The sequence below is a fragment of the Modestobacter sp. I12A-02662 genome (assembly GCF_041028325.1).
In the GTDB taxonomy this organism is placed as follows: domain Bacteria; phylum Actinomycetota; class Actinomycetes; order Mycobacteriales; family Geodermatophilaceae; genus Modestobacter.
Genome location: NZ_JABGDE010000007.1, coordinates 275,193 through 294,808 on the forward strand (window position 1 = coordinate 275,193; position 19,616 = coordinate 294,808).

17 protein-coding genes are annotated in these 19,616 nt (G+C 73.8%); 6 read left to right on the forward strand and 11 right to left on the reverse strand.

Annotation, left to right across the window (positions count from 1 at the left end; all coding sequences use genetic code 11):
- Window positions 1–39 precede the first annotated feature (39 nt).
- The gene (locus HL189_RS12645; protein ID WP_369134055.1) at window positions 40–2,379 is read left to right on the forward strand and encodes a glycoside hydrolase family 65 protein; all 2,340 of its coding nucleotides are present in this window, start codon (window positions 40–42) and stop codon (window positions 2,377–2,379) included.
- Between the two features lie 12 nt (window positions 2,380–2,391).
- On the opposite strand, the gene HL189_RS12650 is transcribed toward HL189_RS12645, so the two are convergent.
- Window positions 2,392–3,612, reverse strand: a complete 1,221-nt coding sequence (locus HL189_RS12650) for a hypothetical protein (RefSeq protein ID WP_369134056.1) — start codon at window positions 3,610–3,612, stop codon at window positions 2,392–2,394.
- A 102-nt stretch (window positions 3,613–3,714) separates the two neighbouring features.
- Here HL189_RS12650 and HL189_RS12655 point away from each other — a divergent pair, with 102 nt between their 5' ends.
- The gene (locus HL189_RS12655; protein ID WP_369134057.1) at window positions 3,715–4,752 is read left to right on the forward strand and encodes a site-specific integrase; all 1,038 of its coding nucleotides are present in this window, start codon (window positions 3,715–3,717) and stop codon (window positions 4,750–4,752) included.
- Between the two features lie 106 nt (window positions 4,753–4,858).
- On the opposite strand, the gene HL189_RS12660 is transcribed toward HL189_RS12655, so the two are convergent.
- Entirely contained in the window at window positions 4,859–5,971 is a 1,113-nt protein-coding gene (locus tag HL189_RS12660; protein ID WP_369134058.1) for an alcohol dehydrogenase catalytic domain-containing protein, read from the reverse strand.
- 407 nt (window positions 5,972–6,378) lie between these two features.
- On the opposite strand from HL189_RS12660, the gene HL189_RS12665 reads away from it, so the two are divergent.
- Window positions 6,379–7,344, forward strand: a complete 966-nt coding sequence (locus tag HL189_RS12665) for a quinone oxidoreductase (RefSeq protein WP_369134059.1) — start codon at window positions 6,379–6,381, stop codon at window positions 7,342–7,344.
- A gap of 148 nt (window positions 7,345–7,492) precedes the next feature.
- On the opposite strand, the gene HL189_RS12670 is transcribed toward HL189_RS12665, so the two are convergent.
- The 3 genes from HL189_RS12670 to HL189_RS12680 form a co-directional block, all read right to left on the reverse strand.
- The gene (locus tag HL189_RS12670; protein ID WP_369134060.1) at window positions 7,493–8,872 is read right to left on the reverse strand and encodes an MFS transporter; all 1,380 of its coding nucleotides are present in this window, start codon (window positions 8,870–8,872) and stop codon (window positions 7,493–7,495) included.
- A gap of 51 nt (window positions 8,873–8,923) precedes the next feature.
- Entirely contained in the window at window positions 8,924–9,829 is a 906-nt protein-coding gene (gene mmsB, locus HL189_RS12675; RefSeq protein WP_369134061.1) for a 3-hydroxyisobutyrate dehydrogenase, read from the reverse strand.
- A 109-nt stretch (window positions 9,830–9,938) separates the two neighbouring features.
- Window positions 9,939–11,495: an aldehyde dehydrogenase family protein gene (locus HL189_RS12680; protein ID WP_369134062.1), complete on the reverse strand. Its 1,557-nt coding sequence runs from the start codon at window positions 11,493–11,495 to the stop codon at window positions 9,939–9,941.
- 400 nt (window positions 11,496–11,895) lie between these two features.
- Here HL189_RS12680 and HL189_RS12685 point away from each other — a divergent pair, with 400 nt between their 5' ends.
- Window positions 11,896–13,083 (forward strand): cytochrome P450, encoded by a 1,188-nt coding sequence (locus tag HL189_RS12685; protein WP_369134063.1) that lies wholly within the window; start codon window positions 11,896–11,898, stop codon window positions 13,081–13,083.
- A gap of 11 nt (window positions 13,084–13,094) precedes the next feature.
- On the opposite strand, the gene HL189_RS12690 is transcribed toward HL189_RS12685, so the two are convergent.
- The 3 genes from HL189_RS12690 to HL189_RS12700 form a co-directional block, all read right to left on the reverse strand.
- Window positions 13,095–13,364, reverse strand: a complete 270-nt coding sequence (locus HL189_RS12690) for an anti-sigma factor (protein ID WP_369134064.1) — start codon at window positions 13,362–13,364, stop codon at window positions 13,095–13,097.
- Window positions 13,361–14,923: an MFS transporter gene (locus HL189_RS12695; protein WP_369134065.1), complete on the reverse strand. Its 1,563-nt coding sequence runs from the start codon at window positions 14,921–14,923 to the stop codon at window positions 13,361–13,363. Before HL189_RS12695 ends, HL189_RS12690 begins: the two co-directional genes overlap by 4 nt.
- A 189-nt stretch (window positions 14,924–15,112) precedes the next feature.
- Entirely contained in the window at window positions 15,113–15,952 is an 840-nt protein-coding gene (locus HL189_RS12700; protein ID WP_369134066.1) for an NAD(P)H-binding protein, read from the reverse strand.
- Window positions 15,953–16,214: 262 nt separating this feature from the next.
- On the opposite strand from HL189_RS12700, the gene HL189_RS12705 reads away from it, so the two are divergent.
- Entirely contained in the window at window positions 16,215–16,388 is a 174-nt protein-coding gene (locus tag HL189_RS12705; RefSeq protein WP_369134067.1) for a hypothetical protein, read from the forward strand.
- Window positions 16,385–17,011, forward strand: a complete 627-nt coding sequence (locus HL189_RS12710; RefSeq protein ID WP_369134068.1) for a dihydrofolate reductase family protein — start codon at window positions 16,385–16,387, stop codon at window positions 17,009–17,011. Before HL189_RS12705 ends, HL189_RS12710 begins: the two co-directional genes overlap by 4 nt.
- A 42-nt stretch (window positions 17,012–17,053) precedes the next feature.
- Here HL189_RS12710 and HL189_RS12715 read toward each other — a convergent pair whose 3' ends face one another.
- The 3 genes from HL189_RS12715 to HL189_RS12725 all read right to left on the reverse strand — a co-directional run bounded on the left by HL189_RS12715 (window position 17,054) and on the right by HL189_RS12725 (window position 19,438).
- Window positions 17,054–17,944, reverse strand: a complete 891-nt coding sequence (locus HL189_RS12715) for a polysaccharide deacetylase (RefSeq protein ID WP_369134069.1) — start codon at window positions 17,942–17,944, stop codon at window positions 17,054–17,056.
- Between the two features lie 47 nt (window positions 17,945–17,991).
- Window positions 17,992–18,960: an asparaginase gene (locus HL189_RS12720; protein WP_369134070.1), complete on the reverse strand. Its 969-nt coding sequence runs from the start codon at window positions 18,958–18,960 to the stop codon at window positions 17,992–17,994.
- A 94-nt stretch (window positions 18,961–19,054) separates the two neighbouring features.
- Window positions 19,055–19,438, reverse strand: a complete 384-nt coding sequence (locus tag HL189_RS12725; RefSeq protein WP_369134071.1) for a DoxX family protein — start codon at window positions 19,436–19,438, stop codon at window positions 19,055–19,057.
- Window positions 19,439–19,616: the final 178 nt, after the last annotated feature.

The following is a 19,616-nucleotide window of genomic DNA, read 5'->3' on the forward strand; positions in this document are numbered from 1 at the left end:
GCGCCCCTGCCCTTCCCCCCGAGCACGCGAGGACCGCCCATGACCGCCCCGGAGCTGGACGTCGATCCCTGGCTGGTCCGCGAGCCGCACGTGGACCCCGACACGGTGGGCGTCGCCGAGTCGATCTTCACCCTCGCCAACGGCTACGTCGGGATCCGGGGGACCTTCGACGAGGTCGAGCCCTCCGGCATGCGCGGCACCTACCTGTCCGGGGTCTACGAGATCCACCCCCTGTCCTATCCCGAGGGCGGCTACGGCCACCCCGAGGAGGGGCAGGCGATGCTGACCGTGGCCGACGGCTCGCCGCTGCGCCTCCTGGTCGACGGGATCGTGCTCGACGTGCGCGAGGTCCGCCCGGAGGCGCACGAGCGCTCGCTGGACCTGCGCGCCGGCACGCTGGACCGCCGCGTGCGCTGGACGGCGCAGTCGGGCGCGACGGTGGAGGTGACCTCCCGGCGGCTGGTCTCCCTGGTGGAGCGGTCCGTCTGCGCCGTCCGGTACGAGGTCCGCGTCCTGGACGCGCCCTCAGCCGCGCACGTGCTGGTCCGGTCCGAGCTGGCCGCCGGTGAGGTGACGCCGGCGGGCGTGGAGAACGACGACCCCCGGGTCGCCGCGGACCTGGACCGCGCCTTCGATCCGCGCGCTCAGATCGGCACCGCCAACGGCGGCACCCTCGTGGAACGGACGCGCCAGTCGGGCATCACGATCGCGGCCACGGTCGCCCACGAGGTCGACGGCGGGCGGGTGGGGACCGACGTCGACGAGCAGCACGTCGTCACCACGGTCGCCGCCGATCTCGGCCCGGGGGAGAGCGTCACGATCGTCAAGGTCATCGGGTACAGCTGGTCGCACGACGCCGGGAGCGACTCCGTCGTCGGCGAGGCGTCGGCGGCCGTGAGCTCCGCACTGGACCTCGGCTGGGAGGGGTTGCTCGCCCGTCAGCGTGCCGCGCTCGACGAGCTGTGGGCGACGGCGGACGTCGAGGTGGACGGCGACCCCGAGCTGCAGCAGGCGCTGCGGTACGCGGTGTTCCAGCTGTTCTGCTCGGCCGCCTGCATCTCGGATGCCCCCGTCGGCGCCAAGGGGCTGACCGGCATCGGGTACAGCGGCCACACCTTCTGGGACGTCGAGGGGTTCGTCCTGCCTGCCCTGACGCTGCTGCGCCCGGACGCGGCCGCCCGTCTGCTGCGGTGGCGCGCGGCCACCCTGGACCTGGCCCGGGAGCGTGCCCGGACGCTCGGGCTGGAGGGGGCGTCCTTCCCGTGGCGCACGATCAGCGGGCGCGAGACCTCCGCGTACTGGCCGGCGAGCACGGCGGCGATGCACGTCAACGCCGACATCTCCCGCGCCTTCTGGCTCCACCAGAACGTCACGGGGGAGGACCTCGAGTCCCTCGGCGGTCTGGCGGTGCTCGTCGAGACGGCCCGGCTGTGGATGTCGATCGGCCACGAGGACGCGGCCGGCGGGTGGCACCTGTTCGGCATGACGGGGCCGGACGAGTACACGGGGGTCGTGGACGACAACGTGTTCACCAACCTCATGGCGCGGCGCAACCTGCGGTGGGCCGCCGAGGAGTGCCGGCGGTCGGAGGCGCGTGCGTCGGAGCTGGGTGTGGACCACGCCGAGACCGCCGCGTGGCGGGCTGCGGCGGACGCGGTCCACGTCCCGTGGGACGAGGGCCTGCGCGTGCACCCCGCGAACGCGAACTTCACCTCGTACCGGGAGTGGCGGTTCGAGGACCAGCGCGACTCCTACCCCGTCCAGGAGCACCAGCACTACGCGACCTTCTACCGGCGTCAGGTGCTCAAGCAGGCCGACCTGGTCCAGGCCCTGTGGTGGTGCCGCGACGACTTCACCGACGAGGAGGTGGCGCGCGACCTCGACTACTACGAGGCGCGCACCGTCCGCGACTCCTCCCTGTCGGCGGCCGTCCAGTCGGTCGTCTGCGCCCAGGCGCAGCACCCCGACCTCGCCCTGCGCCACCTGCGGGAGTGCGCCCTCGTGGACCTGCGCGACGTCCAGGGCGACACCTCCGGCGGCCTGCACCTGGCCGCGGTGGCGGGGGCGTGGCTGGCGTTCGTCGCCGGCCTCGGCGGGCTGCGGGAGGACCACGAGGAGCTGGAGATCGCCCCGCTGCTGCCGTCCTCGCTCACCCGCACCGCCTACCACGTCACCTGGCGCGGCCGGGTGCTCCGCGTCGAGACGACGCGGGAGGGGACCACGGTCACGCTGCTGCGCGGCGAGGGGCCCGTGACCGTCCTCGTGGACGGCGCACCGCTGTCGGTGACCGCCGACGCACCCGGCCGTGCGCCGCTCCGTGCGCCGACCCCGTTGCTCGACGAGCCGAGACAGCCGGCCGGCCGCGAGCCGCGCGCCTGAGGTGGGCCGCCGTCAGGGTCGTGCCGGGCGGCCGGTGGGGGAGGAGGGATCCGCCTCGTCGGCGACCCGCGCCGGCTGAGGACCGGCTGAGCCCTCGTCCCGGGGCAGCGCCGGGATCGTCTCCCCGGCCTCGCTCCCGGCCCGCGGCGAGCCGGCCGCCGTCGCCGGTCGGGCCCGGGCCGCCGCTGCGTCGGCCACCGCCCGGTCCCGCGCCTCCTCGGCCCGCAGGCGGTCCCGTCGGCTCTCCTCGGCCCGGCGCTCCGCGCGTTCGGCCCGCGCGCCCTGCGCTCTCGCCTGCTCCGTCGCGGCCTCAGCGCGGGTCTCCGCCGCGTGGACGCGGCTCTCCGCGGCGGTGGTCTCCAGCCGGGTCGCCGCCTCCGCCTGCTCGGCACGGCTGACCGCCTGCGCTGCGTCGGCCCGCGCGCGGTCGGTCTGCGCGCGGGCCGCGCGGTCGGCCTCCCGTGCCTCGTCCCGCGCCGCCTCCGCGGACGCCGCCCGCTCCCGTGCCGACGCGGCGTCGGCGAGCGCGCGGTCCCGCTCCGCCTGCGCCCGGGCCGCCTCGCTCCGGGCGGACCCGGCGTCGCGCACGGCCGCGTCGCGTCGTCCCTCGGCGTCCTGCCGCGCCGCCTCGGCCGCATCCGCGGCGGCTGCGGCGGCGGCCGCGTCGGCGCGCGCTCGCCCCGCCTCGGACTGCGCGGCCTCGGTGGCCTCCCGGGCGGTGGCCGCCTGTTCCCGGGCTGTCGCTGCCTCGCCCCGCGCACCGGCCGCCTCGGCCTCGGCCTTCGTCGCCACCTCGAGGGCCTCCCGCGTCGACCGTTCGGCGACGGCGCGCACCCGGTCGGCGAGGGACGCCCGCTGGTCGGCCTCGGCGATCTCTCGACGTGCGTCGGTGCGGATCGCCGCCCGCTCGACCTCCAGCAGTTCCGCGTCGGCGGCGCTGGTCAGCACCTGACGGGCACGGGCCACCTGCTCCTCGATCGAGGCGAGGGTCTGGCGGAGCCGGTCGGCGACCTCGGTCAGCGTCTCGGCGCTGCGCGCTCCCGCCGGCGGAGCGGCGGTCGCCTCCTGCGTCGGTGATGCGCGCCCGGCCGCCTCCGCCCGGCGGGCGGCGAAGGCGGACGTGCGGTTGTGGTCGGAGCGGGAGCAGTACGACGAGCGGCCGCCGGTCGGCGGGGGCGGGGCCACCCGGCGGTCGCAGTCCGGATAGGCGCAGGTCGCCGGGTCAGCGGTCATCGGTCCAGTGTCGCTCGTTCGTCCGTCAAGCGATGCCTCGGACGGACGAACGAACGGATGTGACCCTGCAACTGGGTGCGGCGCACTCCATAATCAACTGTTATGGAGTTCTCCGCGCCGGCGGTCGTGGCGTCGCCGAGCCCCTCGGGGGAGGTGGTCGGGACCGGCCCTGGACCAGCCGACGGCGGGCTGGTGCTACCCGGGGACGTCGAGTCGGTGGGGCGCTACCTGACGGCGGCCAAGGCCGAGTCCACGCGGAAGGCCTACGACGCGGACTTCCGCGCGTGGTCCGCCTGGGCCGGCCAGCGCGGCTTCACCCCGCTGCCCGCGGCGGACGCCGCGGTGGCGGCCTACCTCGCGGCCCTCAGCGACGCGGGGGCGAGCCCCCGCACCATCGCGCGGCGGCTGTCCGGCATCGGGCACGCCCACCGGGAGGCCGGGCACCCCAGTCCCTCCGAGCACCCGGGCACCCGGGAGGTCCTCCGGGGCATCCGTCGCGCGGCGGCCCGGGGCGGCCGTCGTCCGAAGAAGGCCCGGGCGATCGACACCCAGACGATCCGGGCGCTCGTCGAGGACCTCCCGGACGGAGTGGCGGGCCGGCGCGACCGGGCGCTCATCCTCACGTCCTTCGCGCTCGGGCTCCGGGCCTCGGACGCCTGCGGGCTGGACGCGGCCGACCTGGCCCCGGCCGGGCACGGCGGCCTCGACGTCACCGTCCGCTGGTCGAAGACCGACCAGGAGGGTGCCGGCGAGGTGCTGGCGCTGGCGCCCGGGACACGGGCGCAGACCTGCCCGGTGCGTGCGCTGCAGGCCTGGATCGACGCGGCCGGTCTCTCCGGCGTCCCCGGGCCGCTGTTCCGCAGCGTCGGTCGAGGCACGCGGCCACGGATCGGCTCGACGCGGATGGCGAGGTCGTCGGTGCGGCTGGTCCTGCGTCGTGCCGCCGAGCACGCCGGCGTCCCGCTCGACGGGCTGAGCCCGCACAGCCTGCGGCGGTCGTTCGCGACCGAGGGCTACAAGGCCGGTGTCAGCGAGCGGGAGCTGGCCCGCACGGGCCGGTGGGCGTCGGTGACCACCCTGCGCGGTTACGACGCGAGCAGCCGCTGGGCGGCGCCGGCATCCGCCCGGCTCGGCCTCTGAGCGGCGCCAGCCGTCGCCCGGACGACGACGCAGGACCGCGGCCAGTGGCCGGGGCCCCGCGTCGAGGGAGGCCGCGGTGGTCATGCGGCCCGGGCGCCAGGGGGCGTCAGGTCCTCGCGAAGTCGATGATCTGCCGCAGCGCGCTGCCGTCCGCCAGGTGGTCCATGGCGACGTTGATGTCCTCGAGGGGGATCGTGGCGGACACCAGCGCCTCGACCGGAAGACGTCCCTGACGCCACAGGTCGGCGAACACGGGGATGTCCCGCCGGGGAACGGCGGAGCCGAGGTAGCTGCCGATGATTGACCGCCCTCCGGCGACCAGCGCGAGGGGGGAGATGGAGGAGCGGGCGTCCGGAGGCGGGAGCCCGACGGTGACCGTCCGCCCCCCGGCGTCGGTGATCTGGACGGCGGTCTCGAAGGCGCGAGCGTTCCCGGCGGCCTCGATGACGATGTCTGCTCTCACTCCGGCCGCGAGCGCGTCGGCGGGCGTGTAGGTCGCGGCGGCGCCCAAGCCGCCGGCCTGGTCTAGCTTGTCCTGGACGCCGTCGATGCCGATCACCTCCAGGTCGTCCGACGCGAGGGCGGTGATGAGGGCGGCCATCCCGACGCCGCCGAGGCCCACGACGGCGACGCGCTGGCCGGGTTGCGGTCGGCCGGCGTTGATGACCGCGCCCCCTCCGGTGAGCACAGCGCAGCCGAGCAGGGACGCGACGGCCGGCGGGATGTCCTGGTCGACAGGGACCACCGAACGGCGGTCGACGACCGCGTGGGTGGCGAACCCCGAGACGCCGAGATGGTGGTGGACCGCCTCGCCGCCGCGGTGCAGGCGGATGGCGCCGTCCATCAGCGTCCCCTGCTCGTTGGTCGCGCTCCCCGCCAGGCAGGGTCGGATCCCGTCGGTGAGGCAGCCGGCGCAGACGCCGCAGCGGGGGAGGAAGGTCATGACGACCCTGGTGCCGACCGGGAGGTCGTCGACGTCCGACCCGGCGGCCTCGACGATGCCCGCCGCCTCGTGACCGAGCAGCATAGGAACGGGACGGGGCCGGTTCCCGTCGACCACGGACAGGTCCGAGTGGCAGATGCCCGCAGCCTCCATGCGGACCAGGACCTCGTTGCGGCCCGGGTCGTCCAGGTCGAGCTCGCTGATGGTGAGCGGGGTGCTGGTCGCGAACGGGCGGTCGTCACCGATCCGCTCCAGCACTGCTCCACGGATCCTCATGAGCTCTCCTCCGGTTGGTCGGGTGACGCGGCGTGCGGATCGCTCCGGGCGTGGTCCGGCCGGCCGAGCTCGGAACGGTCCGAGTCCGGTCCGTGGGAGAGGTCCACTCGACGATCCTCGGGCAGAACCGTGGATTCCCCCACCTGGCCGGGGGCGCGGTCGCGGTCGGCTGCTCCACCACGGGGATCGGTACCGCGGGGACGCCCGGCGAGCAGGGTGTCGGTCGACGCGCCTGGCTCTCGGGCGGCGGGCGAGGAGCCGAGAAGGGAGCCTGGCCCTGACGCTCGGCGGTGGTGAGGACCTCACGGCGGTCGAGCGCTGCAGGTAGCCGGATCGTCCTGGGTCGCCGGGGGACAGCTCGTCGTCCCGCAGGACGGGCAACCCCACCGAGTGGAAGAGGAAATGACATGCATGCCATCACCGTGAGCTCCTTCGGCGGGCCGGAGGCCTTCGAGGTCATCGAGCGGGAGCGTCCGTCCCCCGGGCCGGGGCAGGTCCTCGTGGACGTGTCGGTCGCCGGCGTCAACTACATGGACGTCTACCAGCGCACCGGCGCGACGCCGGTGAAGGCGCCCTTCGGGGCCGGCGTCGAGGGCGTCGGCGTCGTCGCCGAGGTCGGCTCGGACGTGGCCGACCTGACCGCGGGTCAGCGGGTCGGCTGGTTCTCCGGAGGGCAGGGCTCCTTCGCCGACTCCGTCCTCGTCGACGCCGCCCGGGCCGTGGTTGTCCCCGACGGCGTCGAGGACGAGGTCGCCGCCGCCGCGCTGATGCAGGGCGTCACCGCCCACTACCTGGCCACCGACGCCTACCCGGTCCAGTCGGGGGACACCGTCCTGGTGCACGCCGCCGCCGGTGGCGTGGGCCAGTTGCTCACCCAGATCGTGCGGATCCGGGGAGGCCGGGTCATCGGCACGGTGTCCAGCCAGGAGAAGGCCGCCGCCGCGCGCGCCGCCGGAGCCGAGCACGTGCTCGGCTACGACGACTTCGCCGAGCACGCCCGCCGGCTGACCGACGGGGCCGGGGTCGCCGCCGTCTACGACGGGGTGGGCGCGACCACGTTCGACGGCAGCTTGGCCGCGCTCCGCCCGCGCGGCACGCTGCTGGTCTACGGAACGGCCAGCGGCCCGACCCCACCGTTGGAGATCCCCCGCCTCAACACCGGCGGCTCCCTGTATGTCACGCGGCCCTCGATCGCGCACTACGCCGCCACCTCCGAGGAACTCCGGCGCCGCACCGACGAGGTCTTCTCATGGATCGCCCAGGGCCGGCTCGCCGTCACCATCGGCGGGCGGTACCCGCTGCCCGAGGTCGTGCAGGCGTTCACCGCCCTGGAATCCCGGCAGACCACCGGAAAGCTCGTCCTCGTCCCCTGACCGGCAGCGGCCGGTGCCGTCCCGGTCCGTCCGGGGTGGCACCGGCCCCGGTCGATGCGTGCGGGCCTGGCCGAGGGAACGAGCCGGGGCACCGGCGGCCGGACGAGCCGGCTGCCGGTGCCCCGGGGAGTGCGCAGGTGCGCGGTGCTCAGCGCCGCTCGGCGAGCACCCGCTCGTGCTCCACGGTGTCCAGGTCGGTCAGCGACGCGCCCTTGGTCTCCCGGTAGAGCAGCGCACCGATCACGCTGACCAGTCCCATGATCGAGATGTAGATCGCGACGTTGCTCCAGTCGAAGTCCGGCTCCGTACCCAGCAGCGCGACACCGATCAGCGGAGCCACCGACCCGGTGGCGATGCTGGTCAGCTGGGCGCCGATGGAGACCCCGGTGTAGCGGATCGACGTCGGGAACAGCTCGGCGAACATGGCCGGCTGCAGGGCGTACATCAGCCCGTGCACGATCAGCCCGGCCGTGATCGCCAGCACCGTCAGCGTGACGTTGACGCGACCACCCATGTTCTCGTCCCAGAGCGAGAAGGCGAACCACGGGTACCCCACCATGAGCACGGCGCCGGCCAGGTAGAGCGGCTTGCGGCCGAACCGGTCGCCCCAGGCGCCGACCAGCGGGATCCAGAACATGTGCACGAAGTGCCCGATCAGCACGTAGGCGAGGATCCGGAGGGTGTCCACGCCGATCAGCCGCAGGTAGGTGATCGAGAACGTGACCACGATGTAGTACAGGACGTTCTCGCCGGCCCGCAGCATCATCGCGGTCAGCACCTGCCGGGGGTAGGCCTTGAACACGGTGACCAGCGCGAGCTTCTCCGGCGGGTCGGTGTCGGCCCGCTCCCGGGCCTGCACGAACACCGGGGCGTCCTCGACGGAACGCCGGATGTACCAGCCGACGAACACGATCACCGCGGACAGCCAGAAGGCGACCCGCCAGCCCCAGGACAGGAACGCCTCGTCGTCGAGCAGGGCGTACAGGCTCAGCAGGACGACGGTGGCGATGAAGTTGCCCAGCGGGACACCGGACTGCGGGAAGGACGACCAGAAGGCGCGCTTGCTGTTGGGGGAGTGCTCGGCGACCAGCAGGACGGCGCCGCCCCACTCACCGCCGACCGCGAACCCCTGGATGAACCGCAGGATGACCAGCAGCAGCGGCGCCATGAAGCCGATCTGCGCGTAGCTGGGCAGGCAGCCCATCAGGAAGGTGGCGACGCCGACCATCACGATCGACAGCTGGAGCAGCTTCTTGCGGCCCAACTTGTCGCCGAAGTGGCCGAACACCAGGCCGCCGAGCGGGCGGGCGGCGAAGCCGACGGCGTAGGTGGAGAAGGCGTAGATCAGGCCGGTCCTGGCCGTCTCGCCGGGGAAGAAGACCGCCGGGAAGACCAGCGTCGCGGCCGTGGCGTAGATGAAGAACTCGTACCACTCGACCACCGTGCCGGCCATCGAGGCGGTGACGACCTTGCGGAGCTGTGTGTTGTTGCTGGCCTCGTCGGCCCGGGGGTTGGTGGCTGCGCCCATCCTCGTTCGTCCAATCGTGGGTGATGGGGGGTTCGGCGTCCGTGCGTGCCGTCAGTCCTGCGACGGCGTCTTCAGCGTGCCGTTGACCTTGGTGACCAGGACGCTGCAGTCCTTGTCGGCCAGCCCGGCGTCCATGAGCGAGGCCATGGCGTCGCGTGCCTGGGTGACGAACGGCAGCGGTGTGCCGGTCGACTCACCGGCGTTGACCGCCAGCCCGAGGTCCTTGTGCAGCAGCGCCACGGCGAACCCGCCCTCGAAGTCGCGGTTGACCGCGGCGCTCTCGACGACGCCCGGTGACGGGTACCACGTCCGCAGCACCCAGGAGTCCCCGGAGGACGTGGAGGCGATCGAGTGGAACACCTGGGGGTCCAGGCCCAGCCGCTCGGACAGGACGGCGCCCTCGCACGTCACGCCCAGGATGACGCCGCACATCATGTTGTTCACGATCTTCGCGGCCTGGCCGTTGCCGGCGTCGCCGGCGTGCACCACCTTGCCGCCCAGCACCTCCAGCAGGGGCCGGACCTCCTCCAGGTCCTCGGCCCGGCCACCGACCATGATCGTCAGCGTGCCGCCCGCCGCGCCGGACACCCCGCCGGACACGGGTGCGTCGAGGAACCGGGCGCCGGCCTTGCTGACCGTCTCGTGCAGCTCGCGGGCCACCTCGATGTCGATCGTCGACTCGTCGACGATCAGGGCGCCCGCCTTGATGTTCGCCAGGACGCCGTCCGGGGAGGTCAGGACCTCCCGGACGTGCTCGCCCTTCGGCAGCATCGTGAAGACGACGTCGGCGTCCCGTACCGCCTCCGCCACGCTGCCCACGACCTCGACGCCCCGCTCGGCGGCCGCGGCGGCGGCTCGCTCGCTGAGGTCGAAACCGCGCACCGGTGTTCCGGCGTCGACCAGGTTGGCCGCCATCGGGCCGCCCATGTTGCCCAGTCCGATCCACGCCACGTTCATCTGCACTCCTCCGCTTCGTCGGGGACTCGCCTCGGGTGTGCGACCCAGGTCACGTCGACACGTCGGTGATGCACCTTGGCACACCATCCGGCGGTGTGCCGGACCACCGTCAGGGAGCGCCCACGTCGGTCTTGCCGCTGGTGGCCTCCCGCGGCTCGGCCGGGCGGGCGCTGAGCTTGACGTTGATCTGCTTGATGTGGGTGAAGCCCTCGAGCATCCCCTCGAGGGAGAACTCGCGGCCGATGCCCGACTCCTTGACCCCGCCGTAGGACTGGCCGACCACCTGTCCGCCGCCCTGGTTCACCTGGACCCAGCCGGACTCGATCCGGGCCGCGGCGGTGAGCGCCCGGTCCAGGTCGTGGCACCAGATGTAGGCGGCGAGGCCGTAGGAGCTGTCGTTGGCCATCGCCAGCACCTCGTCCTCGTCCCGCCAGGGGATGACGACCATGACCGGGCCGAAGATCTCCTCCTGGGCCAGCCGCCAGCTGTTGTCGGCCCGGGAGAACACCGTCGGACCCAGGTAGAGGCCCTCCAGCCCGGATGGGACCTGGCCCGAGCCGTCCAGCGCCACGGTCACGTCGTCGCGTTCCTTGCCCTCGGCGACGTAGGAGCTGACCCGGTCGAACTGCTCCTGGCTGATCAGCGCACCCATGTCGGTCGCCTCGTCCAGCGGGTCGCCGACCACGAGCTGCTTCAGCCGGGCGACGACCCGGTCCAGGAAGTCCTCGTAGATGTCCTCGTGCAGGAACAGGCGGGAACCGGCGGTGCAGCTCTGGCCCTGGCGGGTGAAGCGCATGGCGGTGAGGACGCCCTCCACCGTCGCGTCGTCGCAGGAGTCCGGCCACACGATGCTGGGGCTCTTGCCGCCGAGCTCGAGCGAGAGGGGCACCAGCCGCTCCCCGGCGACCGCACCGACGATCCGGCCCACCTCGGTCGATCCGGTGAAGGAGACCTTGTCCACCTGCGGGTGGGCGACGAGTGCTGCGCCGCAGTCCTCACCGAACCCGGTGAGGACGTTGAGCACCCCCGCGGGCAGGTGCGGAGCGCACAGCTCGGCCAGCCGCAGGATGGTCAGCGGAGCGTCCTCGGCGGCCTTGACCACGATGGTGTTCCCGGCGGCCAGCGCGGCCGGGATCTTCATCCCGGCGATCATGAGCGGGGAGTTCCACGGCAGGATCGCGCCCACCACGCCAACCGGCTCCCGGATGGTGTACTGCAGCTGGTCCTCGCCCGCCGGCAGCACCGTGCCCTTGACCTCCGTGGCCACCCCCGCGAAGTAGCGGAACAGGTTGGCCAGCGTCTGGCTCTCCGGGCGAGCCTGCGTCCGCAGCGCGTTGCCGGTGTCGGTGGCCGTGAGCAGGGCCAGCTCCTCGGCGTGCGCGTACAGGTCCTCGGCGATGGCCAGCAGCGCCTTCTGCCGGGCGGTGGCCGGCAGGCCGCGCCATCCCGGGAGGGCGGCCCGGGCAGCCTGGACAGCACGGTCGACGTCGGCCGCGGCGGCGCGCGGCACGCGGCCGATCACCGTGCCGCTGCGCGACGGCGCCATCACGTCGGTCCACCGGCCGTCGGCGGCTTCGACCCGCTCGCCGCCGATGTACATGCGCCACTCGCGGCTGGCTCCCTGTTCGAGGATCTCGTTCGGGCTGGTGGGTGCGTCGACCGACATGGCTGTCCCTCTCCGTTGCGCTGTTGCCCTGCATGCTCGTGGTCGCGGCGGGGAGGTCCACGCCCGTCCGTGCGCACCTCCTGTGCGCTGCTGCACCCCCGCAGCTCTCCCGAGTCGTCCGATCGGGAGCTTCCTACGGCGGCCGGTCACCGGCAAACCGGCGCCGCAGAATCGCCCCGACCGCCGTCCTCCGGGAGCCGTGTCCGCACGGGTACTCCGCCTGCGCAGAAGTCGACGGACACGCGTGGCCTGGACGTCGCGGTCGCCGCCCCCCACGGACCTGCCCCGCGCGCGCGGGGCTCGACGGCCCTCCGGTCAGCCGCGCCCGGTGGGGTTCCGGAGAGTGGCCGGCGTCCCTACGGTGGCGGTACAGGCATCCCCCCGAGGGGAGTGAGCTGAGATGACGACCACCCGACCGACCTTCGAGGAGTTCCTCTCCTGGCTTGAGGACAGCCGCCGGCACGGGCAGGTCCACTTCGACGACATGCAGCAGTGCTGGCACGTGCTGGGTCACCCGGAGGCCACCGCGGTCCTGTCCGACGCGGCCGCGTTCTCCTCCGACCTCTCCGCGTTGCGGCCGCGCCAGGACGACCTCGACCTCTTCCAGCGCGGCAACTTCGTCAACATGGACCCGCCGCAGCACCGCAAGCTGCGGACCCTGGTCAGCCAGGCGTTCACGCCGCGGGTGGTGGCCGACCTCGAGCCCCGCATCGCCGAGTTGACGACCGAGCTGCTGGACCAGGTCGATGAGCGGTTCGACCTGATCGACGCCTTGGCCTATCCGCTGCCGGTGATCGTCATCGCCGAGCTGCTCGGCATCCCCGCCTCCGACCGGAGCCTGTTCCGCACGTGGGCCGACGTGCTGCTGGGCCAGGACATCGATCCCGACCAGGCGCTCGGCGAGGCCAGCGCGCAGGCGTTGACGGCCGTCGCGCCGGTCATGCACGAGATGAACGCCTACTTCTTGGACCACATCAGGTCGCGGCGGGCCGACCCGGGCGACGACCTGACGAGCAAGCTGGTCCGGGCCGAGGTGGACGGGGAGCGGCTGGCCGACGAGGAGATCGTCGGTTTCATCGGGCTGCTGCTCATCGCGGGTCACATCACGACCACCGCGACGCTGGGCAACAGCGTGGTCAGCTTCCAGGAGCACCCGGACGCCGTGGCGGAGGTGCGGGACGACCCGGGGCTGCTCCCGGCGGCGATCGAGGAGGTGCTCCGGATGCGCACCCCGTTCCCGCGGCTGGCCCGGATCGCCACGGCCGACACCGAGGTGGGCGGCGGGCACATCGCCGCCGGGCAGGTCGTGATCCCCTGGCTGACCGCGGCCAACCGGGACGGACGGGTGTTCGCCGAACCCTCCCGGTTCGACGTCCACCGCACGCCCAACCCGCACCTGACCTTCGGACACGGCATCCACTTCTGCCTCGGCGCGCCGCTCGCCCGGCTGGAGGCCAGGGTGGCACTGCGGCTGCTGCTGGGCCGCTACCGCGACGTGGAGGTGGCCGGCACCGAGCAGGTCGAGCACCGCAACCCGTGGACGATGGTGGCCGTCACCAGGCTCCCGCTGGCGGTGCGCGCCGCCTGACGCGGATCGGGCTACCGCCGGCGCGGGGAGGTCAGCGTGGCGAGCAGGCGTTCCCGCACGTAGGGGTCGAGGTCGGCGACGTCCGCCGCGGTGAGCCGGCCGGCCAGGCCGGCCACGGCCCGCCACTGCGCGAGAGCCGCGCGGCAACCCGCGCATCCACGCAGGTGCTCCTCGACGTCCCGCCGCGTCTGCGCGTCGAGGGCGTCGTCGAGGTAGGCGGTCAGCAGCTCGACGAGCTCGATGCAGCGTCGACCGGCGCTCGCCGGCGGCCGGCCGGTCATGACGTGCTCGCGTCGACGTAGCGCGCCAGCCGTTCGCGGACGAGCCCGCGCGCCCGGTGCAGTGTCGCGATCTCGGTTGCCGCGTCGAGGCCCAGTTCGGCGCGCACCTGCTCCGACGAGCGGCCCTCGACGTCCCGCAGCACGATCACCCGCCGCAGCTCGGACGGCAGGGCGAGCACGGCGGCGCGCACCTCGGCGACCGCCCCGTCGTCGGCGACGAGGTCGCCGGCCCACTCGCGCGGCGGGGACGCCCAGTGGCCGGGCCATTCGGGGTCGTCGTCGGGCAGGAAGCGTTCCGCGGGGAACGTCGGCCCGTCGGCGACGGCCACCGGGGGCGGTGGCGCGCCGGGGAGCACGACGACGAGCAGGATCCCCGCAGCCCCGGCCACGCCGACGAGCACCCACCCGGCCGCGCCGACCCCCGACCTGTCGCTGAGCAGGCCCATCCCGATCGCGAACGGCACGAACGCCACCCAGGTCAGCGTGCTGACACCGGAGGCGACCCCCGCGCGGACGGCCGACGGGACCCCGTCGTGCAGGCGGCGCAGCACGGGGATGCCGCCCGCGACCACCAGCACCGTGAGCACCACCTGCGCGGCGATCACCAGGTACGGGGCACGGCTCGTCGCCAGGACCGCGCTGCTGGCCACGATCGACGCCGCGAGCAGCACCACGGCCGGACGTCGGTGCCACCACGGGCGCGCCCCGAGCAGGGCGCCCAGACCGAGCCCGGCGGTCAGCCCGGCCCAGTGCGGACCGTAGAGGATCGCCGGCACGGTGAGCGCGACGAGCCAGAGCGGGCCGAACTCGAGCAGCCCCTGCACCAGCAGGGAACCCAGGACGGTCGCCGCGATGACCGGGCGCAGTCGGCCCGGCTGCAGGACCGCCCGGAAGGTGGCGCGCACCTGGTCACGCAGCGCCCCGGATCCCTGGGCCGCGTCCCCTTCGTGCAGCCGGGGTTCCCGGAACGCGAGCAGCGCCAGGCACGCCCCGAGCAGCAGGGGCACGGTGAGGAAGTACGTCAGGCGCAGCGAGGCGACCTCGGCGATCGCGCCGCCGGCGAGCGCGCCCGCCACGAGCGACCCGCTCTCGATGAGCCGGACGCGGGCGATGGTCGCCTCGAAGGCCGCGCTGTCCCCGGTCTCCTCCACGACCGTGTCGTACACGACCGAGTCGACGGTGCCCGACTGCATCGCGAAGAACAGCCCCAGGAAGACGGCGGCGACCAGGTACGTCGGCACGTTCCGGCTCACGCCGCCGATGGCCACGCTCACGGCCGCGGCGACGGACGCCAGGACGAGCACCCCGCGGCGGCTCCACCGGTCGGCGAGCAGGCCGGAGGGCACCTCGAACAGGGGCACCACCGCCGCGTACACCGCGGCCATCAGGCCCACCCCGGCGGCGTCGAACCCGATGCCGGTCATGAACAGCTTTTCGATCGGGACCCACAGCGCCAGGTTCTGCAGGAACACAGCGGCGTAGAGCGGCCGCAGCCGGCGCCGCACGGCCGCCGCCCGCCGGACGTCGCCCGCGCCGTGCCGCTGCACCAGCACGCTCATCGCGTCCCGCCGGGTCGCGGCGCCGTCCCCGTGGGGTGCACGGGCTGGGAAGTGGCCACCATCGGCTGCCTCTCCGCAGGAACGGGACGAGGAAGGGACCGGGCGACCGCGCGGAACTCATCGGTGGCCCGGCGTCCGCGCGGTCGGGAGCTGCCGCGGTCCCGGCGTGCACCGCAGGCGGGCCTCGGGTCAGACCGCGCCCCGGAGGGCCGGCCCCGCGTCGGCGAGGAAGGCCTCCAGCGTCCCGGCCGGCCGTCCCGTCACCCGCTCCACCGTGTCGGTCACGCCCGCGAAGACGCCGGCCCGCACGCGCTGGAACGTGAGCGCGGACAGCTCCCGCTCGAAGCCCTCGGTACCGGCCACCGTGTCGTCGATCGTCACCTCCCGGTGGACCACCGGGTGCCCCGCGGCGCGGGAGAGCAGCTCCGCCGTCCGCGGCAGCGAGAGGCTCTCCGGCCCGGAGAGCTCGTGCACCTGACCCGCGTGCCCCTCGTCGAGCAGGGCGCGCTCGGCCACCGCGGCGATGTCCCGGGCGTCGATCCAGGCCACGCGCGCGCCACCGCTCGCGAACGGCAGCTCGCCGTCCAGGAGCTGGTCGCGGTAGTAGCGCGGGTCGGTGAAGACCTGCATGAACCAGCTCGGCCGCAGGATCGTCCAGCTCCGACCGCTGCTGCGGACGGCGCGCTCGGCCCGCAGCGCCCACCCGTCGGGCGCGACCTGGTCGGCGTCGAACTCGGACAGCAGGACGACGTGGGTCCGGGACGGCGTCGCGTCGAGGAACCCGCCGATCAGCTCCGGCGCGTCCGCGCGATCCGGTTGGACGACGTACACCGCGTCGATGCCGTCGGCCGCCGCGGACCAGCCGGACGGGCGGCCCCAGGAGAAGTCGGTCGGCTGCACGCCGGCGAGGTCGACCGTGGCCGGACTGCTGCTGCCGCCGAGCACCTCGACGCCGGGGCGGGCGGCGAGCAGCTCCGCCAGCGGGACGCCGGTCTTGCCGCGGACCCCGGTCACCAGGACGCGGGTCACGGCAGTTCCGTGGTGCTCGGACGCGTCACGGCGGACCCTCCGGTCGCTCGGGAAACAGGTACGCGCGGGCTCATGTCAGCACGGACGCCTGCGTGGATCAACGACCTCCGGAACGCTCTTGCGCTCCGCTTCGGGCCAGCGAACAGCCAGCCGCATGGCACAGCGTTCGGCCCCGAGCCGCCGTGTCGCCCGCGTGGACCGACCCGTCCCGCTTCGCCCTGTCGACAGCCCCTGGCGCCCCGCGAGACCGGCCCCGGTCCCCATGACCGCCGAGATCATGCTGCGCGATCACCCGGACGGCACGGACCACCGGGTCATCGTCCGTCACGGTGATCCCTCGGCCCGCGCCGGGCACGAGGAACCGGGCTTCCTCGACGGCTGGGGCTCGGTCACCGAGCAGCTGGCGGCGGCCGCCGAACGCCAGGGTGCCCGATGAGGATCGCCCTCACCGAGTTCGTCACCCTGGACGGCGTCAGCCAGGGTCCCGGCTCGCCGACCGAGGACCCGAGCGGCGGGTTCACCCGTGGCGGCTGGCTCGTGCCCCACCTCGACGCGGTCTTCGTCCGGCGTGCCTCCGACTGGCTGGCCCTCGCGGACGGTCTCCTGCTCGGCCGGCGCACGTACGAGGCATCCGCCCGCGACTGGCCGCGGATCACCGACCCGGACGACCCGTTCACCGAGCGGATGAACGCGCTGCCGAAGTACGTCGTGACGAACACCCTCGCGGAGGGCCACTGGCACCCGACGACGGTGCTCCGCGGCGATCCGGTGCGGACCGTCGGGGACCTCAAGGCCCGGCCGGGACGGGAGCTCCGGGTCCACGGCAGTGCACGGCTCGGCAGCGCGCTGCTGTCGGCCGGCCTGGTCGACGTGCTCCGGCTCGTCATCGCTCCCACCGTGATCGGATCCGGGCGACGGTTCATCGACCACCCCAGCACGCCCGTCGGCCTCCGGCTCGTCGGTCACGACGTGACGGTCACGGGCTTGTTGATGCTCGAGTACGAACGTGTGGGCGCCGCACCGGTGGCGGAGTACGAAGGCGTCACGGCCTACGTCTGACCGTCACCGTCCTCGGCGTTCCGTCCCGGGCGCCGTGCCGGTCTACGGGCGGGCACCGGGGCGGGGGGAGCGGCGCAGGAAGTCGTCGGCGATCTGGTCGAACGTCGCCCAGCGGACCCCGTCGTGACCGTTGATGTGCTCGATGAGCCGCTCGAGCATGAGCAGCACCTGCGGGCGCCCGGACACGTCCGGGTGGATGGTCATGGTGAACGCCGCGTAGTCCATCTCCCGGTGGACCCAGTCGAACTGGTCACGCCACATCTGCTCGATGTCCCGCGGGTTCACGAAGCCGTGGCTGTTCGGGCTGGACTTGATGAACATCATCGGCGGCAGGTCGTCGAGGTACCAGTTGGCCGGGATCTCGACCAGGTCGGTCTCGTCCCCGCGGACCAGCGGCTTCATCCAGCTGTCCGCCGACGCCGCGTAGTCGATCTTCGTCCAGGTGTCGCCCACCCGGACGTAGTAGGGCTCGAAGTCCCGGTGCATGAGCGAGTGGTCGTACTTGATGCCGCGCTCGAGCAGCAGCTCGTTGGTGACCCCGCTGAACTCCCACCAGGGCGCCACGTAGCCGGTGGGGCGGCGCCCCGCCTCCTCCTCGATCAGGTCGATGCAGCGGTCGAGCACCGCCTGCTCCTGCTCCCGGCTCATCGCGATCGGGTTCTCGTGGCTGTAGCCGTGGACGCCGATCTCGTGCCCGTCGGCGACGCACGCCCCGAACTGCTCCGGGAACGTCTCGATCGAGTGCCCCGGCCAGAAGAACGTCTGCGTCAGGCCGTTCCGCCGGAACAGCTCGAGGATGCGCGGGACACCGACCTCGCCCGCGAAGACGCCCCGGGAGATGTCGTCCGGGGAGTCCTCCCCGCCGTACGACCCCAGCCAGCCGCCCACGGCGTCGATGTCCACGCCGAAGGCCACGAAGATCTCCTTGCTCATCGTCGTCGCGCTCCTTCCAACAGGTCCCCGGGCCGGGACGGTGGGTGTCAGACGGTGAGGTGCCGGGCCAGGACCTGCTGCGGGTCGGCGGGGGCCACGGCGAGCGCGGCGGCCAGCAGCAGCCGGCCCTGCCACGGGCTCAGATCACCGGCGAACACGACCCCGCCCCTGGCCAGGCGGGCCCCTCCGGCGGCGTAGAGAGGCGCGACCGGCCCCGAGGGCACCCGGGAGCACACCAGGACGGGGACCCCGCCGGCGACCAGCTCCTCCGCGCCCTCGGCGATCGCCGGGGGGACGTTGCCGGCGCCGAGGGCCTGCAGCACGACCCCGGCGGCGCCGGCGCGCACCGCAGCGTGCAGCAACGATGCGTCCGCACCGAGGTAGCAGGCCACGACGTCGACCCGTGGCAGCTCCGCCCGCAGGTCCAGCGGGAGCGGCGACGGGCGGGCGGGCGTGGCCAGGGTCAGCACCGACTCCCCGGCCAGCCGGATCGCCGGCCCTCGTCCCGGGGCCTCGAACGCACCGCTGCGCAGGGTGTCGATCTTGCGGACGCCACGGGCGGCGAAGGCGAGGCCGTCGAAGCAGAGCAGCGCGCCGAGTTCCCGGGCGGCGCGTGAGGAAGCCACCCGCAGCGCATCGGCGAGGTTGCCCGGCCCGTCGGGCGACGGGCTGTCGAACGGGCGCTGGGCCCCGGTGAAGACGATCGGGCGCGGATCGTCGTGGACGAGGTCGGCGAGGTACGCGGACTCCTCCATGGTGTCGGTGCCCTGGGTCACGACGACGCCGTCCACACCCTCACCCAGGCAGCGACGGGCCTCCAGCACCAGGTCCAGCAGGTCGGACGTCGTCAGGGCGAAGCTGCCGACGGTGCCCAGGTCGCTGGTGGTCACCGTCAGCTGGGCGGGTGGCCTGGCCGCTGCGAGCAGCTCCGCGGCGGGGGTGACGGCCGACAGCCCGTCGGGTCCCTGCCGGCTGGCGATGGTGCCGCCGGTGGCGATCAGGTGCACCCGTGCCACGCGACCTCCTCCACCCTCGCCACGTCCATGGGGCGACGACGTGCCCCACGGTCCTCTGCTCGTCGCCGGTCGGCGACCGGAGGAGTCGTCCTGGTCAGCCCGCGAAGGACTCGGGCCCGAAGCGGCCCCAGGCGATGAAGGCCGCGAGCGCGAGGTAGACCAGGTTCACCAGCACCAGCTTCGGTTGGCCGAGGCGGGCGTGCGTGATCATCGCGCCGACCATGAGCAGGACCCAGCAGACGGCGGTCACCGGCACCATCACCGGTGCGATGCCGACGAGGGCCGGCAGGAGCAGGCCGACGGCAGCCAGCAGCTCCAGCACCCCGAGGGTCTTGACGAAGCCGTCGCTGGCCTCCGCGGTCCATTCTCCGCCGTGCGCCGCGGCCAGCTTCGCCCTCGGCACGAACGTCTTGGTGAGGCCGCCGGCCAGCGCGACTGCCGCCAGCAGTCCGGCAGCGATCCACAGGGTGAGGTCCATGAGTTCCCTCCTGGCGAGGTGCAGGTGATCCGGGCCGCCCCAGGAGAGGAGGGGACCGGGCCGGAGCTCGATCCGGCTGTGCTCTGGGACGAGGCGACCCGGCGCCCTGTGACATCGGGAGCCGGATGTCACACACGGTCGAGGCGTCTCGTCCCCCTCTTGAGCGGAACTGCGGACG

Bases quoted from the DNA above. Each gene is read 5' to 3' on its own strand.
- HL189_RS12660 (WP_369134058.1), bottom strand. From the start codon at position 5,971: ATGAGGATCCGTGGAGCAGTGCTGGAGCGGATCGGTGACGACCGCCCG.
- HL189_RS12725 (WP_369134071.1), bottom strand. From the start codon at position 19,438: ATGGACCTCACCCTGTGGATCGCTGCCGGACTGCTGGCGGCAGTCGCG.
- HL189_RS12710 (WP_369134068.1), top strand. From the start codon at position 16,385: ATGAGGATCGCCCTCACCGAGTTCGTCACCCTGGACGGCGTCAGCCAG.
- HL189_RS12680 (WP_369134062.1), bottom strand. From the start codon at position 11,495: ATGTCGGTCGACGCACCCACCAGCCCGAACGAGATCCTCGAACAGGGA.
- HL189_RS12685 (WP_369134063.1), top strand. From the start codon at position 11,896: ATGACGACCACCCGACCGACCTTCGAGGAGTTCCTCTCCTGGCTTGAG.
- HL189_RS12705 (WP_369134067.1), top strand. From the start codon at position 16,215: ATGACCGCCGAGATCATGCTGCGCGATCACCCGGACGGCACGGACCAC.
- HL189_RS12665 (WP_369134059.1), top strand. From the start codon at position 6,379: ATGCATGCCATCACCGTGAGCTCCTTCGGCGGGCCGGAGGCCTTCGAG.
- HL189_RS12650 (WP_369134056.1), bottom strand. From the start codon at position 3,612: ATGACCGCTGACCCGGCGACCTGCGCCTATCCGGACTGCGACCGCCGG.
- HL189_RS12645 (WP_369134055.1), top strand. From the start codon at position 40: ATGACCGCCCCGGAGCTGGACGTCGATCCCTGGCTGGTCCGCGAGCCG.
- mmsB (WP_369134061.1), bottom strand. From the start codon at position 9,829: ATGAACGTGGCGTGGATCGGACTGGGCAACATGGGCGGCCCGATGGCG.
- HL189_RS12715 (WP_369134069.1), bottom strand. From the start codon at position 17,944: ATGAGCAAGGAGATCTTCGTGGCCTTCGGCGTGGACATCGACGCCGTG.
- HL189_RS12690 (WP_369134064.1), bottom strand. From the start codon at position 13,364: ATGACCGGCCGGCCGCCGGCGAGCGCCGGTCGACGCTGCATCGAGCTC.
- HL189_RS12695 (WP_369134065.1), bottom strand. From the start codon at position 14,923: ATGAGCGTGCTGGTGCAGCGGCACGGCGCGGGCGACGTCCGGCGGGCG.
- HL189_RS12670 (WP_369134060.1), bottom strand. From the start codon at position 8,872: ATGGGCGCAGCCACCAACCCCCGGGCCGACGAGGCCAGCAACAACACA.
- HL189_RS12655 (WP_369134057.1), top strand. From the start codon at position 3,715: ATGGAGTTCTCCGCGCCGGCGGTCGTGGCGTCGCCGAGCCCCTCGGGG.